The organism is Chryseobacterium sp. DZ-32, assembly GCF_059587025.1.
This window is the reverse complement of sequence record NZ_JCAIOM010000006.1, coordinates 114841-140632: the sequence shown is the minus strand read 5'-3', so window position 1 is coordinate 140632 and position 25792 is coordinate 114841. Positions and strand designations below refer to the sequence as shown.

The 25792-nt window shown below is 37.2% G+C and carries 22 protein-coding genes; all 22 read right to left on the bottom strand.

Annotation, left to right across the window (positions count from 1 at the left end):
* Window positions 1-100 precede the first annotated feature (100 nt).
* Window positions 101-946: a GNAT family N-acetyltransferase gene (locus tag AC59HC_RS08575; RefSeq protein ID WP_202841446.1), complete on the bottom strand. Its 846-nt coding sequence runs from the start codon at window positions 944-946 to the stop codon at window positions 101-103.
* Window positions 947-1121: 175 nt separating this feature from the next.
* Window positions 1122-1871, bottom strand: a complete 750-nt coding sequence (locus AC59HC_RS08570) for a DOMON domain-containing protein (protein WP_496558433.1) — start codon at window positions 1869-1871, stop codon at window positions 1122-1124.
* Window position 1872: 1 nt separating this feature from the next.
* Window positions 1873-2397, bottom strand: coding sequence for an ankyrin repeat domain-containing protein (locus AC59HC_RS08565; protein ID WP_496558432.1), 525 nt, complete (start codon window positions 2395-2397; stop codon window positions 1873-1875).
* Window positions 2394-2939 carry a YceI family protein gene (locus tag AC59HC_RS08560; RefSeq protein ID WP_496558431.1) on the bottom strand — a complete coding sequence of 182 codons (546 nt, stop codon included), beginning with the start codon at window positions 2937-2939 and terminating at the stop codon, window positions 2394-2396. The genes AC59HC_RS08565 and AC59HC_RS08560 overlap by 4 nt, the downstream gene beginning before the upstream one ends.
* Before the next feature lie 11 nt (window positions 2940-2950).
* A complete protein-coding gene (locus AC59HC_RS08555; protein WP_496558430.1) occupies window positions 2951-3298 on the bottom strand; it encodes a hypothetical protein in 348 nt (115 codons plus the stop codon).
* A gap of 1 nt (window position 3299) precedes the next feature.
* On the bottom strand, window positions 3300-4142 hold the full coding sequence (locus AC59HC_RS08550; RefSeq protein ID WP_202841450.1) for a DUF5777 family beta-barrel protein: 843 nt from the start codon (window positions 4140-4142) through the stop codon (window positions 3300-3302).
* A gap of 125 nt (window positions 4143-4267) precedes the next feature.
* Complete coding sequence (locus tag AC59HC_RS08545; protein WP_202841452.1) at window positions 4268-4918, bottom strand: Crp/Fnr family transcriptional regulator; 651 nt, start codon at window positions 4916-4918, stop codon at window positions 4268-4270.
* A 206-nt stretch (window positions 4919-5124) separates the two neighbouring features.
* Window positions 5125-7305 carry a TonB-dependent receptor gene (locus tag AC59HC_RS08540; protein ID WP_496558429.1) on the bottom strand — a complete coding sequence of 727 codons (2181 nt, stop codon included), beginning with the start codon at window positions 7303-7305 and terminating at the stop codon, window positions 5125-5127.
* A gap of 29 nt (window positions 7306-7334) precedes the next feature.
* On the bottom strand, window positions 7335-7826 hold the full coding sequence (locus AC59HC_RS08535) for a hypothetical protein (RefSeq protein WP_411413383.1): 492 nt from the start codon (window positions 7824-7826) through the stop codon (window positions 7335-7337).
* Window positions 7827-7912: 86 nt separating this feature from the next.
* Window positions 7913-8383, bottom strand: a complete 471-nt coding sequence (locus tag AC59HC_RS08530; RefSeq protein ID WP_411413382.1) for a hypothetical protein — start codon at window positions 8381-8383, stop codon at window positions 7913-7915.
* A gap of 3 nt (window positions 8384-8386) precedes the next feature.
* Window positions 8387-11212, bottom strand: a complete 2826-nt coding sequence (locus AC59HC_RS08525; protein ID WP_496558428.1) for a T9SS type A sorting domain-containing protein — start codon at window positions 11210-11212, stop codon at window positions 8387-8389.
* Window positions 11213-11421: 209 nt separating this feature from the next.
* Complete coding sequence (locus AC59HC_RS08520) at window positions 11422-11727, bottom strand: DUF3467 domain-containing protein (protein ID WP_002976436.1); 306 nt, start codon at window positions 11725-11727, stop codon at window positions 11422-11424.
* Window positions 11728-11814: 87 nt separating this feature from the next.
* Window positions 11815-16080 (bottom strand): DNA-directed RNA polymerase subunit beta', encoded by a 4266-nt coding sequence (rpoC, locus tag AC59HC_RS08515; RefSeq protein WP_110008212.1) that lies wholly within the window; start codon window positions 16078-16080, stop codon window positions 11815-11817.
* A 122-nt stretch (window positions 16081-16202) separates the two neighbouring features.
* Window positions 16203-20024 (bottom strand): DNA-directed RNA polymerase subunit beta, encoded by a 3822-nt coding sequence (gene rpoB, locus AC59HC_RS08510; protein WP_137905183.1) that lies wholly within the window; start codon window positions 20022-20024, stop codon window positions 16203-16205.
* A 594-nt stretch (window positions 20025-20618) separates the two neighbouring features.
* Entirely contained in the window at window positions 20619-21056 is a 438-nt protein-coding gene (locus tag AC59HC_RS08505; RefSeq protein WP_202841462.1) for a hypothetical protein, read from the bottom strand.
* A gap of 269 nt (window positions 21057-21325) precedes the next feature.
* On the bottom strand, window positions 21326-21694 hold the full coding sequence (gene rplL / locus AC59HC_RS08500) for a 50S ribosomal protein L7/L12 (RefSeq protein WP_062675820.1): 369 nt from the start codon (window positions 21692-21694) through the stop codon (window positions 21326-21328).
* Window positions 21695-21740: 46 nt separating this feature from the next.
* Window positions 21741-22328, bottom strand: a complete 588-nt coding sequence (rplJ, locus tag AC59HC_RS08495; protein ID WP_110008215.1) for a 50S ribosomal protein L10 — start codon at window positions 22326-22328, stop codon at window positions 21741-21743.
* Window positions 22329-22345: 17 nt separating this feature from the next.
* A complete protein-coding gene (gene rplA / locus AC59HC_RS08490; protein ID WP_002976422.1) occupies window positions 22346-23038 on the bottom strand; it encodes a 50S ribosomal protein L1 in 693 nt (230 codons plus the stop codon).
* Between the two features lie 11 nt (window positions 23039-23049).
* Window positions 23050-23493 carry a 50S ribosomal protein L11 gene (gene rplK / locus AC59HC_RS08485; protein ID WP_047435399.1) on the bottom strand — a complete coding sequence of 148 codons (444 nt, stop codon included), beginning with the start codon at window positions 23491-23493 and terminating at the stop codon, window positions 23050-23052.
* Between the two features lie 266 nt (window positions 23494-23759).
* On the bottom strand, window positions 23760-24428 hold the full coding sequence (locus tag AC59HC_RS08480) for a hypothetical protein (protein ID WP_110008216.1): 669 nt from the start codon (window positions 24426-24428) through the stop codon (window positions 23760-23762).
* Window positions 24429-24434: 6 nt separating this feature from the next.
* A complete protein-coding gene (locus tag AC59HC_RS08475; protein WP_110008217.1) occupies window positions 24435-25082 on the bottom strand; it encodes a hypothetical protein in 648 nt (215 codons plus the stop codon).
* Window positions 25083-25093: 11 nt separating this feature from the next.
* Complete coding sequence (locus tag AC59HC_RS08470) at window positions 25094-25714, bottom strand: hypothetical protein (RefSeq protein WP_110008218.1); 621 nt, start codon at window positions 25712-25714, stop codon at window positions 25094-25096.
* Window positions 25715-25792: the final 78 nt, after the last annotated feature.

The window sequence follows — 25792 nt, the reverse complement described above, 5'->3', positions numbered from 1 at the left end:
ATTTTCGGCAAAGTTACATCCTATCCTTCTCCCTGAAAAGTTTAAGAGATTAAAAGTATATTAAAACCTCTTATTTTGTTTGAATCAAAATTAATCGCTGTTAAATAGACCTTTTCATTTCAAATTGTGACAGCCAGTTGTTCAGTCCTATTTTTTCGCTAAGAAACTTATCTGTACTTTCTGAAGAATCATCCACATTGTTTAACGCTATCGCCTGCCCGTTATTTTTTTCTCTGATAGCATTAAAGAGCTTTGTACCAATTCCCTTATTTCTGTAATTCTTATCTACAGCAAACTGATATACTTTTTTCGATGCAGGACCATAAACAATATATCCGACGAGCTTTTCCCTTTCATAAGCACCTAAAGTCACATAATTTTCAGGCATAGGTTCCAATACGAAAACTGATCCCTGCCATGAAGGTTCAATATCCCAGAATGAACATAACAAATCCCATTGAAATTCTTTCAAATCCTTAATAGAAACCTCAGCATTTTCTTTTCCCTGCTGAATACTTCCGTTGAAGCAAAGTAATCTTCGTACAATCGTAAACCCGAGATTTTCATAGGCTCTGATGGCAGGCTGATTTCCTTCAATCACTTCAAGCAGTAAGGTATTGGCATTTCTATCCTTTAAAACAGGAATAATAAAATCATACATTTTTCTCACCAAGCCTTTGCCTCTGCTTTCCGGAACTACTCCTGTACCGCCATTGTAAATAATTTTCTCCCCGTTTTCAATTTTTTCAGACTGAAGAATAAAGCCAACCAGTTTCCCCTCTTCAAATGCTCCGGCAGACAAACTCAGATCTAATTTTTCTGCTGCAATTTTTGAAACAAGCACTTCTTTCGTCAGGTGAAAAGGAACAACATAATCAGAAAATGAGTAATTGAATACGGATAAAAGCTCATCTATTGTGATATCAGCTAAGGTTTTGAATTCCATGGGATCATAAAAATTATAAGGTCAAAAAATTTTCCTTTATTAAGAATCAGGATACATACAAATATATAAATTTTAAAGCAATCTCCCTGAAATTGGGACTTTAAGAAAAAATGATACCCCTGAAAAATCAGAGGTATCTGTTAAAAAAATATTGAGGTGTGTTTTTTCTGAAAAATTATTCTTTGATCAGTTTTTCATAAGATGTACTTCCGTCTTTAAGCTGAATTTCAAGATAGTAACTTCCTGATTTTAGATTTTCAATACTGATGCTTTCTCCATCCGGTTTTACTGACAATACTTTTCTGCCTGTTGCTTCGTAGATATCAACGGATTTTATTTTGTCAGAATTTTTGAAATTAACGGTTGATTTTGCCGGATTAGGATATAGATTTACCTTTTTGCTATCAGCTGTAATTTCATTGGTGGATAAAGTGGCAGCTGTCATCGTCAATGTTGCATATCCTCTTCCTGCATCATGATATCCTAAAGAAGTTCCTCCACTTTTACGGGCATAGAAAATATTGATAGTTCCCGCAGCATTGGCAATGGCAAAATCTCCTGTTCCACCTGTAAGTGACCTTGTTGCTACTACAGTTCTTGTAGATCCGGATACGGTGTTCGAAGTTTCTGTCCAGTCCTGAGATGCATCGGCCGAAGGTGCATTAGGAACATTACTGAACGAATAGTCTCTATTGGCAGAAGAGTTATAAATAAATCCGTCTGATCCAGCAGCCATGCCGGTAGTTCCAAAACCTATTCCCATCATAGAGTTGCTGTCACCTGTTACCGTAATCGTTACTCCTGAAGGAGTTGTATCTAATTTCACCGTCATGGAAGTTGCCGGTAAGTTTACCGTTCCTGACGAAAACTGTGCCAATGCGAAATTAGCAAGAAGTACGCTTAGCGCTAGTAGAGTTTTTTTCATATCAATTTTTTAAAAGATTAATAATTTCCTTGTTATTGGTTTGTAATGCATATTCGAAAGGGGTCATTCCCATTGAATCTTTCTTTGTTTTATCTGCTTTATATTTCAGCAGCTGTTCTACCAGATCTTTATTTCCGGATTTTACAGCCCAGAATAAAGGGGTGTATCCTGTTTCATCTGCAATATTGGGATCTGCTTTTTTCTTAAGCAGATGTTCTACAAGGTCTTTGTTGTATTTAATCGCAAGACCTGCCAATGCCGTTCCTTCACGGCTTTTGTAATTGATATCTTTTACATTTTCAATCAGAAAATCGGCAACGTCTGTATTTCCTCTGTAACAGGCCAGAATAAGGGGTGAAAATCCGTGTTCATTGGTATGATTAATCACATCCGGATTTTGCTTCATCAACTCCTGTACTTCAGTTACAGTCCCATTTCTTGCAATATCAAATATTGATTTCGCTTTTTCCTGAGCAGATACTAATGAACTCAGGAACAGTCCTAATATTAAGATGAAATGTCTCATTGTTTTATCATTACATAGTTGTATTCAATATTGACATTTTCAGCCACTTTCTTGGTTACCATTTTCGGAATGGTCACTTTATAATCTACTGGCCTGGCTACAAATCCACCCTGCATATAGATTTTGCCGTCTTTTGCGTATAATGTGGCAGAAGAAATAACAGCCTTGTCTACCCCATGGAAGTTTAGCGTTCCCTGAACGGTATATTTCTGAGGACTTGTGGTAAGCTTTGTTTTATCAAAGTTGACAATTTTCCCTTTGAAAGTGGTTTTCGGATATTTTGCAGATTCAGCGTAGCTTTCATTGAAATGCTCTTCCATTAATTTTGTTTTAAAATGAAAGTTTTTAACGGTTGAAACAGATGCCATTTCACCGTTATCTGCATTCAGAATCACAATATTATTATCATCCTGGGCAAAGATATCGTCAAACAGAGGTACTGATGCTTCAAAAGTTACTTTTCCTGTTTTGGAGCTATATTTCTGTGCCGAAGCGTACCCCGCAGAGAGAAGTAATACGCTTAATAATGCTAATTTTTTCATAATCATTTATTTTAATTTTCATTTAATCCGTCAGCTTTCCATTTGATGAAAATATTGATCTGAGCGGCAGATAATGATCCTCCCTGAGGCATTTTCCCGGGATCGCCATTAGGTCTTTGGATACGGTCCAGAATTCCGTCTATATTATTCTTTACCTGATCATAAGTAACGAGAGGTTTAAAACTTCCCGCAGAATGACAGCCTGTACAGCTGTTATCCATAATGGGTTTTACATCTGCTGTATATTTTACAGATGCCGTTATCGGTGTGTTATCAGAAATCTCTTCATACGTTCTGCTGTCACAAGCCGTCAGTATGATTGCTGACGACAATATCAATAAGGATGTTAGCTTTTTCATATTAAAAAACTCTATAAAGATTAAACCCAAAGAAAATATGTCCCTTTCCCCATGCTCCTGTGGCATTGGTAAGATATCCGATATCAGAATTAATCTGGGAGTTTGTCAGTAAAAGCTGGAACACATGTCCTCCGGTTTCTATATCTACGCCCAACGATAAAGGGTTTTTATAAAAACTGTGATCGTCAAAATTCACAAAGTATTCTGCATTCACAGAAACTCGTTTTGAAATTTTATAGCGTCCTCCCAAACCTGCCATAAACTGGTTTTTGTTTTCAATGGTAGGTTCATAAAGGTTTTTATGAACAAATGAAGGTGTAAGCTGTACTGAAAGCTTATCACTGAATCTTCTTGAGATCAATGCCTGGGTAAGATAAGAAAGCCTGTCACTGAATGTAAGGTGAGGATATGTGTCCTTATCCAGTTCAGTATTGGCTCCCATTACGTTATACCCCACAATATCCACCGGGAAGTTTTCACTTTGTTTTATCAATCTGTATTTCACTGCTCCTTCAAATGTTTTCATATTAGTTTCTCTGGAAAGGCTTACAGATACTGCGTCTGAAATACCATAGATAACACCTAATTTGGTGGAAGCATGATCAAGACCGAAAAAGTCTTTAAATCCAGCGCTTATATCACCAAATCTATGGGCAACGATAATGTACCATTCTTTTTTGGCTGCAAGTTTTGTAGATTGTCCTGTTACAATCTGAAGGGCTTTGAAAGCAGGTTGTGAGGTTTCTGTATTGGTTTTAACCGTGTCAATATCTTTCAGCAGGTCTTCCTGTGCAAAGACAAGACCTGAAGAAAACATTGACAAAAATAAGAGAGTTTTTGTCATATACAATTTGAATTAAATTATGATATGACAAACTTATTGAGTTCTCAATTCAAAAATAGGTGATAAAAGTCACCAGTCAAATTGTTTTTATCAATAATAGAAATAAACTTTTCAAACAATTAAAATTAGACCGTTCTAACATTTTCATTTACAGGAACTTTTATTCCTTCTTTAGTCTGAACAATTTCACCTTCGCTTTCAATTTTTTTCAGAACTCTGCTCACAACTTCTCTGGAAGTCCCCAAACTGTTGGCAATTTCACGATGGGTGATCTTAATAGGATTGTTTCCCTTGGACGAAATCTGTTGTTTGATATAATTGAGAACCCTTTTATCCAGTTTATGGAAAACAGCATCATTCACCATATTCATAACTTCTGAAAATCTCCGGTCATATTCATGGTAAAAGAGCTTATTGATTTCCGGAAACCTTATAAGCCATTCGTGCATGACAGAAACGGGAATAAGAATCGCTTCCGAATCTTCTTCTGCGATGGCATATACCCTGCTGATATAATCTGTCAGAATGGATGAAAAGGTCATGAGACAGCTATCTTTCGGTTTGATGTAATAGTAGATCAGTTCTCTTCCATCATTAAGGGTAAAGACTTTGATAGAGCCTTTTATGAGGAAAGGAACAAATTTATTCTTCTGCCCTTCTCTTATGATCTCTGTTTTTGCTTTTATATCAACAGCAACAGCATGTTTTTCAAGCTCCGATAAAAATTCGGCACCCAAAAAGCCAAATTTACTTACAGCGAACGAGTTATCAATCATATCTTATATTTTCTGCTTTTTCTTAAACAAAGATATAAAATTGATATATGCTTACTACATATTTTCACCTCATTAAAGAAAATTAACAATTAGACAAATCCAATATGAATTTCAGTGATGTTTATAATTCAATAAAAAACCACAGTCATGAACTGTGGCATTTTCATTTTGCTGTAAAAAGATATCTATGAATATAAAAGTATATTTTAAAATCTGTATTTCACATTGAATCCGTAAAAGAAATAGGCTTTTCCAGGTCCCGGATTGAGATCTGTAGGAACTATGTAGTTACTTCCTTTATCTGAATCGCTGATATTATTTCCTAAGAATAAAAATGTATAATTAATCTGGCTGGTAAGATTATTACCCATCACATACAGGTCCAGATCCAGTTTATTGAATGATTTTTTAAACCCTAATTTTGAATTAAGCAATCCGAAACCTTTTACCAGATTCGAATTGTTAAAATCAGAATAAACATTTCCAAGATAATTATATGTATTCACCAGATAAAATCCCGGTTTGGTAAAGATATCCAATCCTACAGCGTACTTATTTCTTGGTACTCCTACTACTGTCTTATGGTCGTACACCATTAGTTTCCCTACAGTCTTCCCTGTAACAGGGTCTTGATATTTGGGATCATAGATTGAAAAATCTTTATATTTTGTATCGTAATAAGAAAGATTTACAAAAGGAACAATTCTCTCAATAAATGAGTTCTCTGTTCTGTACTGATATCCTATACTCAACTCAAGGCCTGTATTTTTCTGACTTCCGGTATTAGCCCAGTACGTTTGCCCACTTGTATTACCTGGTAAAAGGAGCTGTGCAAGTTTATCGGAATAGTCGATTCTGAATGCTGAAATGCGGTAATCCAGTTTTGTATTCAGTAAAAGGCCATGTACACTGAAGTCAAACATTTTTGCACGCTCAGGCTTTAAATCATCATTTACAGTGTTGGTAGCAGTTATGAACGAAGAAGCTGCGGTAGGAGTATTATATCCTTCACTATAGCTTAGATTAAAGATCTGGTGTTTCCATTCTTTCTGTAATGCAAAATGAGGCGTATAAGCCATGTCATACTTTTTATTAAAAGACTGATCTTTGTGTCCGGGAACTAAATCTGGTAAGGCATAAAGATCCTTCCTGTCATAATTGGTTCTGTTGGCACTAAGTCCAGCGAGCAAAGTAAGCCCCCAGGGCTTATATGTCAGATAATCGATCACAAAATAGGTGGATTGATTATTATTATATTTAAAATAAGATGCTTCGGACATTCCTGTTGTCTGCAGTGGATTTGTTTCTGAGCCTGTAAAACGATAACTTGAAGTAGTGGAAACAGAATTTTGTATTTCTACGCCAAAGTCCAGCTTATTTTCAAAATCTTTAAACCCGTTCTTTAATGTAAAAGTGGAACGCAGCCCTACATTCGGGGAACTCGTCACTCCGTATGCTCCGGCAGAAACACTTTCTGTATTTGCGTTATAATAAAACAGAGTGGTATAGTTTTTTAAATTTGAAGTAAGGCTTACAGTATTACTCAATCCTACTCTTGTTGATTTTATTTTTGTTCCGGCATTTTTTCTGATATAAGCAACATTTCCGTTATCGATTCCGGCATAGTAATCATCGTATGAGATCTGTCCTGAAGTGTGTTCGTACGAATAAGCCTGACTTGCAAGGAAACTTAACTGATCTTTTTTGCTTAATTTCACTGTACCATTGACATTGAAAAAGTTTTTTAATCCACCTCCATTGGGTCTGTAACCGTCAGTTTCAAGATGTCCATATGCAGCATTTACGGAGTAGTTTTCATCTGCAGCATTCAGCTGTGTTCTGGACTGAAAGGTTTTAAAAGCGCCCAACATTACATCTTCCGAAACTGAAATTCCTTTTGTAAAATCCGGTCTTGTATAAAAACGGACCGCTCCGCCTGTTCCACCTCCATACATGGTGGCTGCCGGACCTTTAATAACTTCTACATTATTCACAAAAGCAAAATCCATATCATCCAGAACAGTGATTCCTTCTGCTGTAGTTAACGGTATATTATTCCAGTATGCTTTCACTCCCCAGTTGTTGAATTTCTGATCATTTCCATATCCCCGGACAACAAGTCTCTGGCCACCAAAGTTGGTTCTTTTATCTACCTGCAGTCCTGCCATAGTGGATAAAGTCTGATCTATTGCTGCCGGATTATTTCTGCTAAGGTCTTCTTCGGAAAGAGTTTCTACTGACTGTCCATGTCTTTTAAATTCCGCACGTTCCTGTTTTATTTTTTTTCTTCCCAGGATATTCACTTCGTCAATTGTCCCCTCCTGATTTTGCTGAGCATGCGCTATAATGCAGCCTAACGCCGCTGCCATGCATATATATTTTTTCATTATTCAAAATTTGTGTTACCATTAATATACTATTTATATCTGTTTTGATGGATACACATTTCAGGAGGAGGAGGAATAATGGATATATAGGATGTATTTGCTGATGGAAAATTATAGTCCGGGAGTATTCTGAAATCTGAATGATCCGAAACATCATCTTCTTTACTAGAAATAACCGCTAAAAAAAGAGAGGTTTTACATTCATTTTTATGATGCAGAGGGAAGTTAATATGCTTGTGCATATCTATATTTTGTACAGCCAGCATTTTTGACAGATCAATCAGGGAATTGATGATTATATCTTTTTTATCCCTATAACAGAAGAATTTTTTTTCTCCATTAATGATCCGTATTTGGATGATGTCATAAGAATATCCGTTAAGAATAAATTCCTTCTTTTCTTTCCACTGCACATTTGCAATATCTGCTTCTGTAAAGCACACGGTTTCTGAATCCTTGAATTTATTCCTGGTAATATTATATTGTGTTTTCTTATACAATTCTTTTTTCAGAAAAGTCATACCGGAATATATCATATTATTGAACAATACGATAACAGAAAGGCACAATACAATAGAAAATATTTTTTTGTACAAAGAATTGGATATTAAGGAGCAGATTCACCGGAAAAATCAACTGCAATAAATTTTGAAATGTTTATTCTGTGCAGCGTTTGGGAACCTTGTACATTGTATTCTATCCAATTGTCTTTTGGATTTTTTTTGGGGGAAACAGGAATTTCATCAGATTTTCCTGCCGGCACCTGATCAGCCATTTTGGTTTCATCTTCGTTTTTATACTGAAGATTGCCTCTTACTATAATTGTATTTCCGGCATTATCCTGACTAAACGGAATAGTATTTCCTTCTGCTCTCAGCGTTTTTACCGTAACTATACTGTTATTATTTTTCTTAAATTTAACGGTATACATGATTCCCTTTACTCCCGATCTTCCTCCTGTCCATTCTGTTTTTTCAGCAGAGATGACTGATATTGCCTTATCCTGATATAAAGAGGATACCGGCATCCCGCAGGAAGCCAGCATCCAAAACACAGTTAAAAATAATTGATTATTCATTTTTTAGTCATTATCACCTCCTTTAGGTCCCAATACAAGGAAGTTACCACTATATACAATTTCACCTTTATATTCGGCTTTCAGTATATAATTTCCAGATAACATTTTTTGTCCGAACTCTTCATCAGATTTTACGTTTTTCTTACTATACACAAGCCTTCCCGATGCATCCACAATACTTATATCCACGCTGTTATATTTAGCTGTATCAAATCTCAGATGGGAAATCCCTTTTGAAGGATTCGGATATATAATATTCATATTCTTTTTAAATTTGGTCTCTGTGGTTGACAATGGAGTCAGCGTATTCTGTGTTGTCCAGGCTCCTCTTCCATAAGTAGAAACCAATACTGTTTTGGTAGCAGGTCTGTAATCCAGATTAGTAATTCTCACATTCCCTATATTTCCAGTTACTGAAGACCATTCAGGAGTTAAATCAAGGAAATTAGTAGTTCCCCAAACTCCCATTTCTGTTCCTATTAATACTTCATTGGGATCGTCTGGATTTCTGAGGACTGTTCTTACCGGCATATCAGGAAGGTCTCCTTCTTTGTTCTGCCAGGTTGTTCCTCCATCTGTAGAATAGAAAACGCTGGTGAGGTTATAATTGGAAAGTGTTACCATAATCTCATTTTCATTTGCTCCAAACTCGATATCAGAAATAGTTCCTGCTATTGGTGATGTTAACAGAGTTGCTGTATATGCTGTGGTATTTGCATTTGCTATTTTAAAGATTCTCCCAAGATTGGTTCCTACAAAAAGTGTGGTGGAAGCAGTTGTATAAGGGGATACTTTCATCCACGATATCTGCTCTCCGGACTGTGCTGTTCCTACAGTAACCACATCATTAGTGAATGATGTAGCAGTAGCAGAAAGTCCGCTTGTTCTGAAAAGCGTGAGCCCTGAACGGTAAGAATAGAAGACATCATTGATTCTATCTAATGCTATTTCATTGACAAAATGTCCTAAATTTGCATTGGTATCGGCTATAAGACTCTGCGCATTGTTCGTCAATAAATAGTGATTGTTATAAGTATAGCTTGATATTTCATAAGTATCCAGATCATCATATTCTGTGTACATGCCATCTCCCCCTGTAGCAGGCCACTTGGAAAGAAAGTTATTGGCTTGTGGAACACCATAAAGCCACCATGAACCATTATCCTGAGCCCCCGCCAGTAATTCTTCGTTAGCAGGTACTTTTGTAGGATTGAGCATAGCTGTGTAGAACTGAGTTACATTATACCTGGTATTTCTTGCAACAAAGCCATCTACAGTCCCGATATTGGTTTTATTGGAAGCATAATACACTCCTCCATCATTTCCAAAAAGCATTTGCCCGGTTGCGTAATTATTATAAGGACTGAATATGATTGCATGCTGATCCGCATGTACCTCTGAAACCTGTAAAGCGGCCATATTGTTATTATTGGACCATTTTGAAATCTGACTCCATGTACCTCCTCCGTTGGTAGATTTATACAGATCAACACCTCCGATATACACTGTATTGTCATCTTGAGGATCTGCTGCAATCACAAGATCATAAAAAGATTGTCCCCGGGTGAAATCATTAGCAGGAATACTCGTGTCTGTAGGCGCAGGTAATGTCAAAACAGGCGCTGTATCATTGGTAGCCTGCCATGTTACTCCTCCGTCAGCAGAACGTGCAATTCTGATTGGTTCTGCAGTAGTAGAGCTTCCCTGCATAAAAGCATACACTTTATTAGCATTTGTTTTGGAAAGACAAAAATTGACTCTTGCTCCTGCATTTCCAACATTATACACCTGATTAAAAGTATTTCCGTCAGCAGATTTAAAAATTCTTCCTCCTGAATCTATAGTGGAATATATTGAAGATCTGGTGGAGACCCAAACCGAATTATCAGCTCCGATTTCTATTTGCTGAATAGAATATCCTATTGTACTGGTTGAATTTGTTGTTGTATTCTGTGCTAATAAACTGGTGTTCTTTACAAATGTAGCACCTCCGTCTGTAGATTTGTACAATCCCGCCTGATTTAATCCCTGAAATGTACCACTAGAATAATTACCGCTTACTCCAGCATAAACCTCTGAAACTCCAGCATTATTTCTAACTTTAATATCATTAATATAAAAGTTTCCATTTCCTATTCCATTCGAATAGGTTACCGGTATTGTAAATATCTGTGTCCAGGTAGTGCCTCCATCCGTTGATTTCCAAATTCCGGATCCTTTGGCATCACCCGTTTCACATTCCCCTGTACCAACATAAAATACCTGTGGATTGTTTGGGTCGTAAGTAATGCATGAAACCGAAGTATTGGCCCAGAACGTACTGAGCGGCTGCCATTCATTTGTACTTACAGAAGGATCCTGATTAACCCAAAGTCCACCGGAAATTCCACCTGCAAAGACTCTTTTGCCGGTAGTATCATTAGGGTCATACATAATTGCCCTTGTTCGCCCTCCTACATCATATGGTCCTCTTTCAATCCAGGGTTCATTAATAATTTTTCCAGTGGAAGAATGATGATTACTGGAAATAAATGACATAGGTTTTTCAGAACGATATTTACCCGACAGGATATCATGATTTATTTTTACCAGTTTCCCAAAATAAGTCCTTCCTGTAACTGGATCCATTGTTCTTTTGTAATCTTCCTCATAATATTCATTGGGAGGTATTCCAGCTGCCCTAGCAGCTTTATGTTGCTGTTTAAGTTTCTTATCGTACTGGGCATACAATTTCTGTAAATGTTTTTGATTATTGTTGAGCGTATTTTGCTGTGCATTAGTAAAAGTGCAGAATAATACCGCTGCGATAGGATAGATTTTCAGTTTCATTTGTTTTTTTTCAAATATATTAAAAATAAATATTAAATATTCAATAAAAAACAAAATACATTACAGATATACATATAAAAACAACACAAATATATCAAATACCTAATTGAGCGTTTTTTGTTTTTTAATTAAAATGCTTATTTTTTTTTAATTAAAAAACAAAAAGCCCCGGATAAATCCGGGGCAATTATATGATTACAAAAGAAATCTTACGCTTGAACGTTGTTTCCTCCTAATACGAAAGGCTCAACTTCTTTGATTTCTCCGAACTGCTGCTCGTAGTTAGCGATGTTCTGTTGAAGAGCATTTAATACTCTTTTAGCGTGAAGTGGAGCAAGAATTACTCTTGATCTTACTTTAGCCTGCTGAACACCTGGCATCAACTGAATAAAGTCTACTACAAATTCAGATGGGGAGTGGTTTACCAATGCAAGGTTAGCATAGATACCAGCCGCTACCATTTCGTTTAATTCGATGTTGATGTTTCCGTCTTGTGGATTTTGATTGTTGTCCATTGTTATAAATTATGTTTTTAAAATTCGAAATTTGAGATTGTGAAAATATAAAAATAATTTCAAATCCCAAATTTCAAATCATTAATTTTAGTTAAGGTCTTCGAATTCTTTCTTAGAACCAACAATAACGTTCTGATATTCTTTAAGACCTGTACCTGCAGGGATTCTGTGACCTACAATTACATTTTCTTTAAGACCGTTAAGATCGTCTATCTTACCAGCAACTGCTGCTTCGTTAAGAACTTTAGTTGTTTCCTGGAATGATGCTGCCGACATGAATGACTTAGTCTGAAGGGCTGCTCTTGTAATACCTTGCAGTACCGGAGTTGCCGTAGCAGGAAGAGCTTCTCTTACTTCTACCAATGCTAAATCTTCACGCTTCAACTTAGAGTTTTCGTCTCTTAATTCTCTTGCAGTAATCATCTGACCTGGCTTGAATTCTTTAGAATCACCAGCATCTACTACTACTTTAAGACCGAATACTCTGTTGTTTTCTTCCAGGAAGTCATACTTATGTTCAAGAGCTCCTTCAAGGAATTGAGTATCACCTCCATCTACGATAGATACTTTCGTCATCATTTGTCTTACGATAATTTCGAAGTGCTTATCATCGATTTTTACCCCCTGTAGACGGTAAACTTCCTGAATTTCGTTTACTAAGTATTCCTGAACGGCTGTTGGACCTTTAATTCTCAAGATATCTTCCGGTGTGATAGAACCGTCAGAAAGTGGAGAACCTGCTCTTACGAAGTCATTCTCCTGAACAAGAATCTGGTTAGAAAGTTTTACTAAGTAAATTTTTCTTTCTCCGGTTTTAGCCTCAACAATAAGTTCACGGTTACCTCTCTTGATTTTTCCGTAAGAAACTACCCCGTCGATTTCAGTAACAACCGCTGGGTTTGAAGGGTTTCTTGCTTCGAATAATTCGGTAACTCTCGGAAGACCTCCGGTGATATCCCCTGCTTTTGCAGATTTTCTTGGGATCTTGATTAAGACTTTACCAGCCTTAATTTTTTCACCATCGTTAACCATTAAGTGGGCTCCTACCGGTAAGTTGTAAGCTTTTTGCTCAACTCCTTTAGAGTCTACCACTTTCAGGGTAGGTACGGCTTTCTTATTTCTGGATTCAGAGATTACTTTCTCTTCGAATCCTGTTTGTTCGTCAATTTCAAGCTGGAATGAAATACCCTGGATGATATCCTCGTATTCTACCTTACCTGAAGTTTCAGCAATGATAACCGCGTTATACGGATCCCATCTACAGATTGTATCACCTTTCTTCACTTTATCACCTGGTTTTACAGATAATATAGATCCGTAAGGTACGTTAGCTACCATTAATGGAGTTCTGGACTCATTATCAGCAACTAATCTGAATTCTGTTGAACGGGAAACCACAACCTCAGCTGTATTACCGTTTTCATCTTCAGAAGTAATTGTTCTTACTTCATCCATTTCTACGATACCATCTCTTCTTGCAACGATAGATGGGTTTTCTGATACGTTACCTGCAGTACCCCCCTGGTGGAAGGTTCTCAACGTAAGCTGAGTACCTGGTTCCCCAATGGATTGTGCTGCAATTACACCTACCGCTTCACCCATGTGAATCACTTTACCTGTTGCCAAGTTTCTACCGTAACATTTCGCACAGATACCTTTCTTAGCTTCACAAGTTAATGGTGAACGAACCTCCACAGCTTCTAATCCAGCTTCTTCGATTCTTTTCGCCAAAGATTCAATGATCACCTGATCTGCACTTGCAATAAGCTCGTCAGTTTCAGGATCGTAAATATTATGAAGAGATACTCTACCTAAGATTCTTTCAGAGATTCTTTCAACGATCTCGTCATTTTTCTTAAGTGCAGTAACTTCTGTACCTCTTAGAGTTCCACAGTCGTCTTCTGTAACGATAACGTCCTGTGCAACGTCTACCAATCTTCTCGTTAAGTAACCGGCATCGGCTGTCTTAAGAGCGGTATCCGCAAGACCCTTACGAGCACCGTGGGTAGAGATAAAGTACTCTAGAATCGAAAGACCTTCCTTAAAGTTGGCAAGGATCGGGTTTTCAATGATCTCCGCTCCGGTAGAACCAGCTTTCTGCGGTTTTGCCATCAAACCTCTCATCCCTGATAACTGACGGATCTGTTCTTTAGAACCCCTCGCTCCAGAGTCAAGCATCATATATACAGAGTTGAAACCACCTTGATCAGTTTTCATTCTGCTCATGATCATTTCAGTTAATCCGGCGTTGGTATTTGTCCAAACGTCGATTACCTGGTTATAACGTTCTGTATCGGTAATCAGACCCATGTTATAGTTGGCTCTAATTTCGTCTACAGTTTCGATTGATTGTGCAATCATCTGTTTTTTCTCAACAGGAACTACGATATCCCCAAGTGAGAAAGAAAGACCTCCTTTGAATGCGTTTGAATACCCTAAGTCTTTCATTGCATCAAGGAACTTCACAGTTGTAGGGAAATCCGTATCAGCAAGGATCTTACCGATAACGTTTCTCAATGATTTCTTAGTCAGAAGTTCATTGATATATCCTACCTGTTTAGGTACAATCTGGTTGAAAAGGATTCTACCTACAGAAGTTTCGATCAGTCTTGTTACGATTTCACCGTCTTCTTTAATAGGAAGTCTACATCTTACTTTAGCATTTAAAGATACTCTTCCTTCAGCATAAGCGATTTCCGCTTCTTCAGGAGAGTAGAATGCAAGACCTTCTCCTTTTACTTTCATGGTCTCAGTAGAGCTTAATTCTTTAGTCATGAAATAAAGACCAAGAACCATGTCCTGAGATGGTACTGTAATTGGAGAACCGTTTGCAGGGTTCAGGATGTTTTGAGAACCTAACATCAATAACTGAGCTTCAAGGATCGCTTCTGGTCCTAACGGTAAGTGTACCGCCATCTGGTCACCATCGAAATCGGCGTTGAAGGCTGTAGTTACTAACGGGTGCAGCTGGATTGCCTTACCTTCGATCATCTTAGGTTGGAAAGCCTGAATACCCAGTCTGTGAAGCGTAGGTGCTCTGTTCAATAGAACAGGGTGACCTTTCATCACGTTTTCAAGGATATCATAAACTACCGGTTCTTTTCTGTCGATAATTCTCTTTGCAGATTTTACTGTTTTTACAATTCCTCTTTCAATCAGCTTTCTGATGATGAACGGTTTGTAAAGTTCAGCTGCCATATCTTTAGGAATACCACATTCATGAAGCTGTAAGTTTGGACCTACAACAATTACCGAACGCGCAGAGTAGTCAACCCTTTTCCCTAGTAAGTTCTGACGGAAACGACCTTGCTTACCTTTCAATGAATCAGAAAGTGATTTCAATGGTCTGTTTGACTCAGATTTTACTGCAGAAGATTTTCTTGTGTTATCGAATAATGAATCTACAGATTCCTGAAGCATACGCTTCTCGTTTCTCAAGATTACTTCAGGAGCTTTGATCTCCAATAATCTCTTCAAACGGTTATTTCTGATGATAACTCTTCTGTAAAGGTCATTCAGGTCAGAAGTTGCGAAACGTCCTCCATCCAATGGAACCAATGGTCTTAGTTCTGGCGGGATAACAGGAAGCACACGCATGATCATCCACTCTGGTCTGTTGATCATTCTTGTATTAGCACCTCTCAATGCTTCTACCACGTTCAATCTCTTAAGAGCTTCAGTTCTTCTTTGTTTTGAACCTTCGTTGTGAGCTTTGTGTCTCAAGTCAAAAGACAATGCATCAAGATCGATTCTTTTTAAAAGATCTTCCACAGCTTCAGCACCCATTCTGGCGATGAATTTGTTTGGATCAGAATCATCAAGATACTGGTTTTCTACAGGAAGAGTTTCCATGATATCAAGGTACTCTTCTTCTGTAAGGAATTCCATATTTTCAAAATCAGAACCGTCTAATTTTTTAGCAATACCCTGCTGGATCACCACATATCTTTCGTAGTAGATGATCATATCTAATTTCTTAGAAGGAATTCCTAAAAGGTATCCGATTTTGTTTGGTAATGAACGGAAATACCAGATGTGTGCAATTGGAACTACAAGGTTGATGTGCCCGATTCTCTCTCTTCTTACTTTTTTCTCAGTAACTTCTACTCCACAACGGTCACAAACGATTCCTTTGTAACGAATTCTCTTGTATTTACCACAAGCACATTCGTAATCCTTTACAGGACCAAAGATTTTCTCACAAAATAGCCCGTCTCTTTCAGGCTTGTGAGTTCTGTAGTTAATAGTTTCCGGTTTTAAAACCTCCCCTCTTGAGTCTTGTAAAATAGACTCCGGTGAAGCTAAACCGATGGTTATTTTATTAAATCTACTTGATTTATTTTTATTTGACATAATTTTTTTTAGATTTTAGATTTCAGATTTCAGATTTCAGAAGAAATCATCATTCCAAATTCAAGGATTATAAAATTGTTAGAGTGTCGTAGTCTGACATCTTGTGTCTGACATCTGATATCTTACTCCTCCAATCTTACGTCTAATCCAAGACCTTGTAACTCGTGAAGTAATACGTTGAATGATTCCGGAATACCTGGTTCAGGCATAGATTCACCTTTTGCAATTGCTTCATAAGTTTTTGCTCTACCAATCACGTCATCCGACTTCACAGTAAGGATCTCTCTCAGGATGTTAGATGCACCGAATGCTTCAAGTGCCCAAACCTCCATCTCTCCGAATCTCTGACCTCCGAACTGAGCTTTACCTCCTAACGGCTGCTGAGTAATCAATGAGTAAGGACCGATAGAACGTGCGTGCATTTTGTCATCAACCATGTGTCCTAATTTCAGCATGTAAATAACCCCTACAGTCGCAGCCTGAGTAAATCTTTCTCCAGTACCACCATCATAAAGGTAAGTGTGACCGAATTTAGGAAGACCTGCTTTGTCTGTATATTCAGTAATCTGATCAAGAGTTGCTCCATCGAAGATTGGTGTAGCGAACTTCATACCCAGCTTCTGACCAGCCCATCCAAGAACTGTTTCATAAATCTGACCGATGTTCATACGGGAAGGTACCCCAAGTGGATTCAATACGATATCTACCGGTGTTCCGTCTTCCAGGAATGGCATATCTTCTTCACGAACGATTCTTGAAACGATACCTTTGTTACCGTGACGTCCTGCCATTTTATCTCCTACATTCAGTTTACGTTTCTTAGCGATGTAAACTTTAGCCAGCTTCATGATACCTGCAGGAAGCTCATCTCCGATTGAAATAGCAAATTTCTCACGGTTTTTAACTCCTTGAATGTCGTTATATTTGATTTTGTAATTGTGAATCAATTGTTTGATCAATTCATTCTTGTCAGCGTCTACTGTCCAGTCTGAACCGCTAACGTTTACATAATCTTCAACTGAAGTTAATAACTTGTGAGTGAATTTCACACCTTTACCGATGATTTCTTCGTCAAGGTCGTTTTGTACCCCCTGAGAAGTTTTACCGCTTACCAGTGTATTTAATTTTTCAATTAATGTATTTCTCAACTCATCAAACTTAGCCTTGTAAGTGTTTTCAATTTCTTCAAGTTTAAGTTTTTCTTCAGTTCTTTTCTTTTTGTCTTTAATATTTCTTGAGAACAATTTCTTGTTGATAACAACTCCTCTTAATGATGAGTCTGCTTTCAGTGAAGCATCCTTCACATCACCAGCTTTATCACCGAAGATTGCTCTAAGAAGTTTTTCTTCAGGAGTTGGGTCAGATTCACCTTTTGGAGTAATTTTACCAATCATGATATCTCCAGGCTTCACTTCAGCACCGATTCTGATCATACCGTTCTCGTCAAGATCTTTCGTAGCTTCTTCAGATACGTTTGGAATATCTGCTGTAAGTTCTTCCATACCTAATTTAGTATCACGAACTTCAAGAGAATATTCATCTACGTGGATTGAAGTAAACCAGTCCTCACGTACAACTTTTTCGTTGATTACGATTGCATCCTCGAAGTTGTACCCTTTCCAAGGCATGAACGCTACCACTAAGTTTCTACCAAGAGCCAATTCTCCTTTTTCAGTAGCATACCCGTCGCAAAGTACCTGTCCTTTTTCCACTACATCACCTACTCTTACGTTTGGTCTTAGGGTAATGGTTGTACTCTGGTTCGTTTTTCTGAACTTAGTAAGGTTGTATGTTTTAGTAGCAGACTCAAATTGTACTAAATCTTCGTCTTCGCTTCTTTCGTATTTAATAACGATTCTGTCAGCATCTACGTACTGTACTGTACCTGTACCTTCAGCGTTAATTAAAATTCTTGAATCTCTTGCAACCTGCTGCTCAAGCCCTGTACCAACGATTGGAGCCTGTGGCTTCAATAGAGGAACGGCCTGACGCATCATGTTGGATCCCATCAATGCACGGTTCGCATCATCATGTTCCAGGAATGGAATTAATGAAGCGGAAATACCGGAAATCTGGTTTGGTGCTACGTCGATAAGGTCTACCTGGCTAGGTTCTACTACCGGATAGTCACCATCCAATCTTGCAATGATTCTGTCTGTTTCGAATTCACCGTTGTCGCTCAATTCAACGTTTGCCTGAGCAATTACTTTAGATTCTTCATCTTCCGCATTTAAGTAGATAGGATCTGCGTTAAGCTCAATCTTACCGCCTTCTACTTTTCTATATGGAGTTTCGATGAAACCTAGTCTGTTGATTTTAGCATAAATACCTAAAGATGAAATCAAACCGATGTTTGGTCCTTCCGGAGTTTCAATCGGACAAATTCTTCCGTAGTGAGTATGGTGAACGTCTCGAACCTCGAAACCTGCTCTTTCTCTTGATAAACCACCAGGCCCTAGTGCAGATAATCTTCTCTTGTGAGTGATCTCTGATAGAGGGTTGGTTTGGTCCATAAACTGAGAAAGCTGGTTGGTACCAAAGAACGAGTTGATTACTGATGTTAATGTCTTTGCATTGACAAGGTCAAGCGGAGTAAAGATTTCGTTATCTCTAACGTTCATTCTTTCCTTGATTGTTCTTGCAATTCTTGAAAGACCTACCCCGAACTGTCCAGCCAACTGCTCACCAACAGTTTTAATTCTTCTGTTTGATAAGTGGTCAATATCATCAACCTCTGCTTTAGAGTTGACAAGCTCGATTAAGTGTCTTACAATAGCAATGATATCTTCTTTTGTAAGAACCTCAGTTGTCGTTGGAATGTTAAGACCTAGCTTTTTGTTCAATCTGTAACGCCCAACTTCACCTAATGAATATCTCTGCTCAGAGAAGAATAATTTTTCAATGATTCCTCTTGCTGTTTCCTCATCTGGCGGATCTGCGTTTCTTAACTGACGATAAATATACTCTACCGCTTCTTTTTCAGAGTTAGTAGGGTCTTTTTGTAATGTATTCTGGATGATAGAGAATTCGTTGCTGTTTTCTTTGTGAATCAGGATTGACTTCACACCAGCATCAAGAATAAGATCCAAATGTTCTTTTTCAAGAATCGTTTCTCTATCCAGGATGATTTCGTTTCTTTCAATAGAAACTACCTCACCTGTATCTTCGTCTACGAAATCTTCGAACCAGGTGTTCAATACTCTCGCAGCCAATGTTCTTCCTTCTACTTTTTTAAGGGCAGCTTTAGAAACTTTCACTTCTTCAGCAAGGTCAAAGATCTGAAGGATATCCTTGTCAGATTCGTAACCGATTGCTCTTAATAAAGTTGTTAATGGTAATTTTTTCTTACGGTCGATATACGCGTACATTACGCTGTTGATATCAGTTGTAAATTCCATCCAAGATCCTTTGAAAGGGATAATTCTTGAATAGTAAAGTTTGGTTCCGTTAGCGTGGTAAGTTTGTCCGAAGAATACACCAGGTGAACGGTGAAGCTGCGTAACAATAACTCTTTCAGCACCATTGATGATAAAAGAACCACTTGGCGTCATATAAGGAACCGGACCTAAGTATACGTCCTGAACCACAGTCTGGAAATCTTCATGTTCCGGGTCAGTACAATACAGTTTAAGTCTAGCTTTTAGAGGAACTGAATAAGTAAGTCCTCTTTCCACACACTCATCGATTGAATAACGTGGAGAATCTACCAGATAGTCTAAGAATTCTAATACGAATTGGTTTCTTGAATCCGTAATTGGGAAATTCTCTTGGAAAGTCTTGTAAAGAGCTTCTGTCTTTCTGGCTTCAGGAAGTGTATCAAGCTGGAAAAATTCTCTGAAAGATTCAATTTGGATATCCAAAAAGTCCGGAGTGATGATTTTTCCTTTCGCTGATGAGAAATTAATTCTCGGATTTCCTTGAGTTGTTGATTTTGTTTTACTCATAAAACTTTTAAGAAAGGGTTAAAAAATATTTTGATTCATTAAAAAATATCAGAAAAGAACAAGAAACAAGATAAAAGTAAAAGGTAAAAGTGTTTTTGGCGCTCACAAAGGACCTTAGATTCTTTTAAACTTCCTACATGGTTCTTTCTAACTGCAACACTGGTATATCTTTTCACAGCGTAATGCAAAATATTTTTATTACTTTTGAGGCTGTATTACCGCAGTATTTATATACACGAAATCCCCTCCACGTTTACACAGTGAAAGAGTTGATTTTCAGTATTTTATAAATTTACATACAATTTTTCGCGCCAAAAGAAGGGCAAAGATACAAAAAGTTATCCACAAAAACAAATAAATCATCTCATTTTGAGACTCTTAAAAACGAGAGAGGCTGCCCAAATATGAGCACCCCCTCCACAACACAAGCTAATCCTATGATTATTTCACAATAACCTTATAAGATTTTATTTTTTGAGTTCCCGTGACTGTACAAATACAAATACCTACCTGAGCGATTTCCCGGAAACTTACAGATCATTAGTAGAACGATGGTTAATAATTTATTTTTCATTTCTAATGCTATTTGATGTTTTATATAAATGTACTTTTTGAAAGGACAATTCTATTCTCATCTAATTTATAAATAACACCACAAAGGCGCTTATACTTATAAGATGTTACAGGATTATGAATAATGCCATCCATTCTATTGGGCAGTCGATTTACTACTTCTGAGGAAGGACATTTCAGAATTGCTGTTTTAAAAAAAGGAAAATTATCCCGGAAACCTTTATTACATAACCAATAGCTTTCTTTTTGACCGGCAGAACCATTATACAAACCTGTCCAATAATAAACGGAAACATCAGCAAAGCAACCCCATAAATGATTGGTAATAGCTGTACCATATGAGAACCCAGGCTTTGCCCTTATTAGAGATATTATCTTCGTGTTTAGTTTTCCTATAGCCGTCAAAATCTTTAGAAGCGTAATCTTATGACCAAAGAAAAGAAGGTTATTTCTATCCAATTATTGTGTTTTTTTCAATACAAATATAATATTTTTTCAATTAAAACAATAATTAACTAATAAAAATTCACATAAAATAATTAAACATAATAATAAACATAAAAAAAATCATACGTTACCACAAAATATGCAATCATAAAAAACTATATCAGTATTAGTAATAACAATATTATATTACTATTAAAAATTAAAAGACACATTTACAAAAGCTTACATACAAAAAAGCCCGGGCAAATGCCCGGGCTTCTTTATTTATAATACAATTGAAATTATTTCAATTCTACTTCAGCACCAGCTTCTTCTAATTGCTTCTTAAGAGCTTCAGCTTCGTCTTTAGAAACACCTTGCTTAATTGCAGCAGGAGCTCCGTCTACGATATCTTTAGCTTCTTTAAGACCAGCACCAGTTAAATCTTTTACTAATTTAACGATAGCTAATTTAGAAGCACCTGCAGACTTAAGAATTACGTCGAATTCAGTCTTTTCTTCAGCAGCATCACCTGCACCACCTGCAGCAACAACTACAGCAGCAGCAGCTGGCTCAATTCCGTACTCATCCTTAAGGATAGCAGCTAATTCGTTTACGTCTTTTACAGTTAGGTTTACTAGCGTTTCAGCTAAATTTTTTAAATCTGACATTGTTGTAATGTTTTTGTTGATTATTTATTTAATTTTTTGAGTGTAATTATTCAGCAGCTGGCGTTTCGTCAGTGCTTTCTGCAGCAGCTTCAGGAGCTTCAGCAGGAGTTTCTTCTACCGCAGGAGCAGCTTCTTCAGCTTTAGCTTCTACAGTTTCAGGTTTGTTTTGAAGAGCAGAAACAACTCTCTGGATTGGAGACTGAAGTAATCCGATGATTTCACCGATCATTTCTTCTCTAGACTTGATGTTAGCCAACATGTCCAGGTTATTGTCACCAACGTAGAAAGTTTCTTGAACAAAAGCAGACTTTAAAGCTGGCTTTTCTTCTTTCTTTCTGAATCCTTGGATCAATTTCGCAGGAGCGTTTGCTGTTTCAGCAATCATTAACGCTGAGTTTCCTTTGAAAGATGGGAACATTTCAGAGTAATCAACTCCTTCAATTTGCTCCATTGCTTTTTGTAAAAGTGTATTTTTTACAACTTTCACTTTGATATTTTGTTTGAAAGCCTGTCTTCTGAAATCTGAAGATTTACCAGCGTTCAAACCTTCTAAATCTGCTACGTATACTACTTTTGCATCCTGAAGCAAATCTTTGATCTCTTGTATTGCTACAACTTTTTGGTCTTTTGTCATTGTCTTAAGGATTATTATTAGTTAACAGATTTAGTATCAATTGCAATACCTGGGCTCATTGTAGAAGATAAATAGATACTCTTCACATAAGTTCCTTTAGCAGCAGTTGGTTTCATTTTGATCAATGTCTGGATTAATTCCTGAGCATTTTCTTTGATCTTGGCAGCATCGAAAGATACTTTACCAATACCAGCATGGATAATACCATACTTGTCTACTTTGAAATCAATTTTACCTGCTTTTACTTCAGTTACTGCTTTACCAATTTCCATTGTTACAGTTCCTGATTTAGGGTTTGGCATTAAACCTCTTGGACCTAATACTCTACCTAATGGACCTAATTTACCCATTACAGCTGGCATCGTAACGATAACGTCAACATCTGTCCAACCTTCTTTAATTTTTTGTAAATATTCGTCAAGACCTACATAGTCAGCACCAGCAGCTTTAGCTTCTGCTTCTTTATCTGGAGTTACAAGAGCTAATACTTTAACATCTTTACCAGTACCGTGAGGAAGAGATACAACACCTCTTACCATTTGGTTTGCTTTTCTAGGGTCTACTCCTAATCTTACTGCGATATCTACAGAAGCATCAAACTTTGTAGTGTTCACTTCTTTTACAAGAGCTGAACCTTCTTCAAGGTTATAGATTCTTCCTTTTTCTACTTTGCTTAAAGCTTCCTTTTGCTTTTTAGTTAATTTTGCCATTTCTTTAAGTTTTAAGCGTTAGTTGGTTTAGTTCCTGTTACTCTTAATCCCATAGATCTGGCAGTACCTGCAACCATAGAAAGAGCAGAGTCCATTGTAAAACAGTTAAGATCCGCCATTTTATCTTCAGCGATTTTCTTTACCTGTTCCCAAGTTACAGAACCTACTTTGTTTCTGTTTGGTTCACCAGAACCTCCCTTGATCTTAGCTGCATCCATTAACTGGATTGCTGCAGGTGGAGTTTTAATAACGAATTCAAAAGATTTGTCTTCGTATACTGTAATTACTACAGGTAAAACTTGCCCTGGCTTATCTTGGGTTCTTCCGTTAAATTGCTTACAAAACTCCATGATGTTCACACCTGCAGAACCCAATGCTGGACCTACTGGTGGAGAAGGGTTAGCTGCGCCACCTTTCACCTGAAGCTTTACCATTTTAAAGACTTTCTTAGCCATTGTTTGTTTTTTAAATTTGAATAATTAATGAGTTTGGAAGCATTTATTATTCAGTAGGTTATGCACTCACATAACAATAAACCTACTTTTTGGACTGCAAAAGTATAAAATATTTTTGAAATAGCAAACGGAAATTGCTGATTTTTAAAAGTTTTAGAAAAATAAATCATGTTTCCCTGTCAAAGAATTGAAAATACAGTCAGTAAAAACGAAAACGGTTATTTTATGCAAATAACCGTTTTAAAATATTTTAAAAGGAAGGCTGATTAAAAACCTGAAGGTTTATTAATTGTTTTTGTAGAACCGTCGTTTCCTCCAAGATCATCATTGATATCGTTTATATTTTGCTTTTCAATTAATCTTTTGTAAGCCATCAGATAAAGATCAACCGTAAAGTTATTATAGGTTCTTGATGGTGTAGTTGTGTTGGTGGCAATCATTCTGCTATCTGTAAATCTAGCTCTGACATGCCATGTTCCGTTACTTTTGAAAGCCACTACATCCGGTGATCCCTGTTTGTTATCATTCACACCGTTGTCGCCATAATCAAGCATTACACTCGTATTTCCATCGTTCAGCTTGAAGGAATAATTGTGGAGGATAACCAAAAAGTTGTTGGCATCAATTTTAGTATCATAATCTGTAATGCCTGTTCCAGGTACGCCGGTAAGGGTAAGTTTAAGATAATTGAACAGCCCGCTGCTTTCCAAAGCCGGATCATACAATTGTAAGGCATTCTGCGAAGTGGCTAAAAAGCTTCCTCCTGTCATCGTAGGTTCTCCCGGATTTCTTAAATATAAGGAATTCGTATATGTTTTTCCATTAACATCAAGTGTTTCTGCGGGATTAGCAGTGTTGATCCCTACTTTTCCTTTCTGGGCGTTTAAAAACATCCCAAGACATAGGATTATTGTGATATAAATTTTTCTTTCCATAGTTTTTTATTGAAGGCCCAGTGGCGTATTGGTTGATACTCCTGAATATCCCGGTGAAACGGATGCTGAAACAGAACCGTTAAAAGTTCCCCAGTCTTTCACTAAGGATTTTTCAAAGACATTTAAGGTAAGTGTCCAGGTTCCATTGATGGAAGAAACAGTTCCTGCTCCTTTAAAAGCTAAATTAATAGCATGGTACTGTTTACCACCGCTGGTCACCTGTGTAATTTCAGTTGAGTAAGAACCATACGATTTAGGGTTGGTACTTGTGTTCGCTGCTGAAACCGCTCCTGTAAAAACAGCACCTGTAATAGCCACCACATATTTACTTGCATCTAATCCTGTATTGAGATTCACAACTTCATCCTGTCTTACATTTTTCAATACAACATTATACATATTTACAGGGGCTACATTACGGAGCGATATATCCAGCAGCTTCACCTTACCTACCGGTGAAGTATCTTTTGACCGGGTAAGAAGAAGATAGTTTCCGCTTGCCTTTGTATTTTCAGTATCTATTAAATAAGATTCTACTAAAGTTTCCCCTTCAACATCAAGAGTTCCTTTAGGTGTTTTAGTATTTATTCCTACTTGTGCATTTATGCTTAAAGCAGCAAAACCCGTAAAGAGTATCGCAATAATTTTTTTCATAATTTATGTTTTTATTGAATTAATGGAGCTGTCGCCGCACCAGTAGTTAATCCATTAAGGTTTTGTGTTGAATTAAAATCTTTGGCGTACGACCTGTCAAACACCAGTAAGTTGAGTGTCCAGACTCCTGTAGGCAAAGAATTATCAGGAGCAAATCCCTGGTAATCTGCCTTAAGTTTCCATGTCCCTCCTGCAGAATAAGCAAAGATCTGAGGTATCGGAGTAAGCCAGTCTGCAGAGTAAGTTCTTGTAGGCTGTGTAAATCCAAAAGAAGAAATTACTACCAAAAACTTGCTGGAGTTGATCTTTGTGTCAAACTGGTTTACCCAATCTTTGTCTGTAGGATCACAGGTGATTTTAAACTGAATAAGATTAATGGGAGCCGGCGAATTAGGTACAAAAGAATCATTATACGCTGTAATTTTGTTTTCCGGCGCGGGAGATTTGATAATAAAAGTGTAATTCTCATCCGCTTTCAGTTTTTCCAGGGGTTGTTTAAAAACAATTCCTGATGTTTTCATTGTACCGTTTACGGTAAGTTCTTTTTCTGGTGTCGCAGTATTGATGCCAACCTGCGCACTCATCAACACATAGGTGCCCACCAGAGTGATCATCGAAATAATTTTTGTCATTGAGTTATGTGTTTATAAAGCTTATGCTCTTGGGTGGCTTATCTGAATTCTATTCTTATTTAAAAACAACAAAGAATG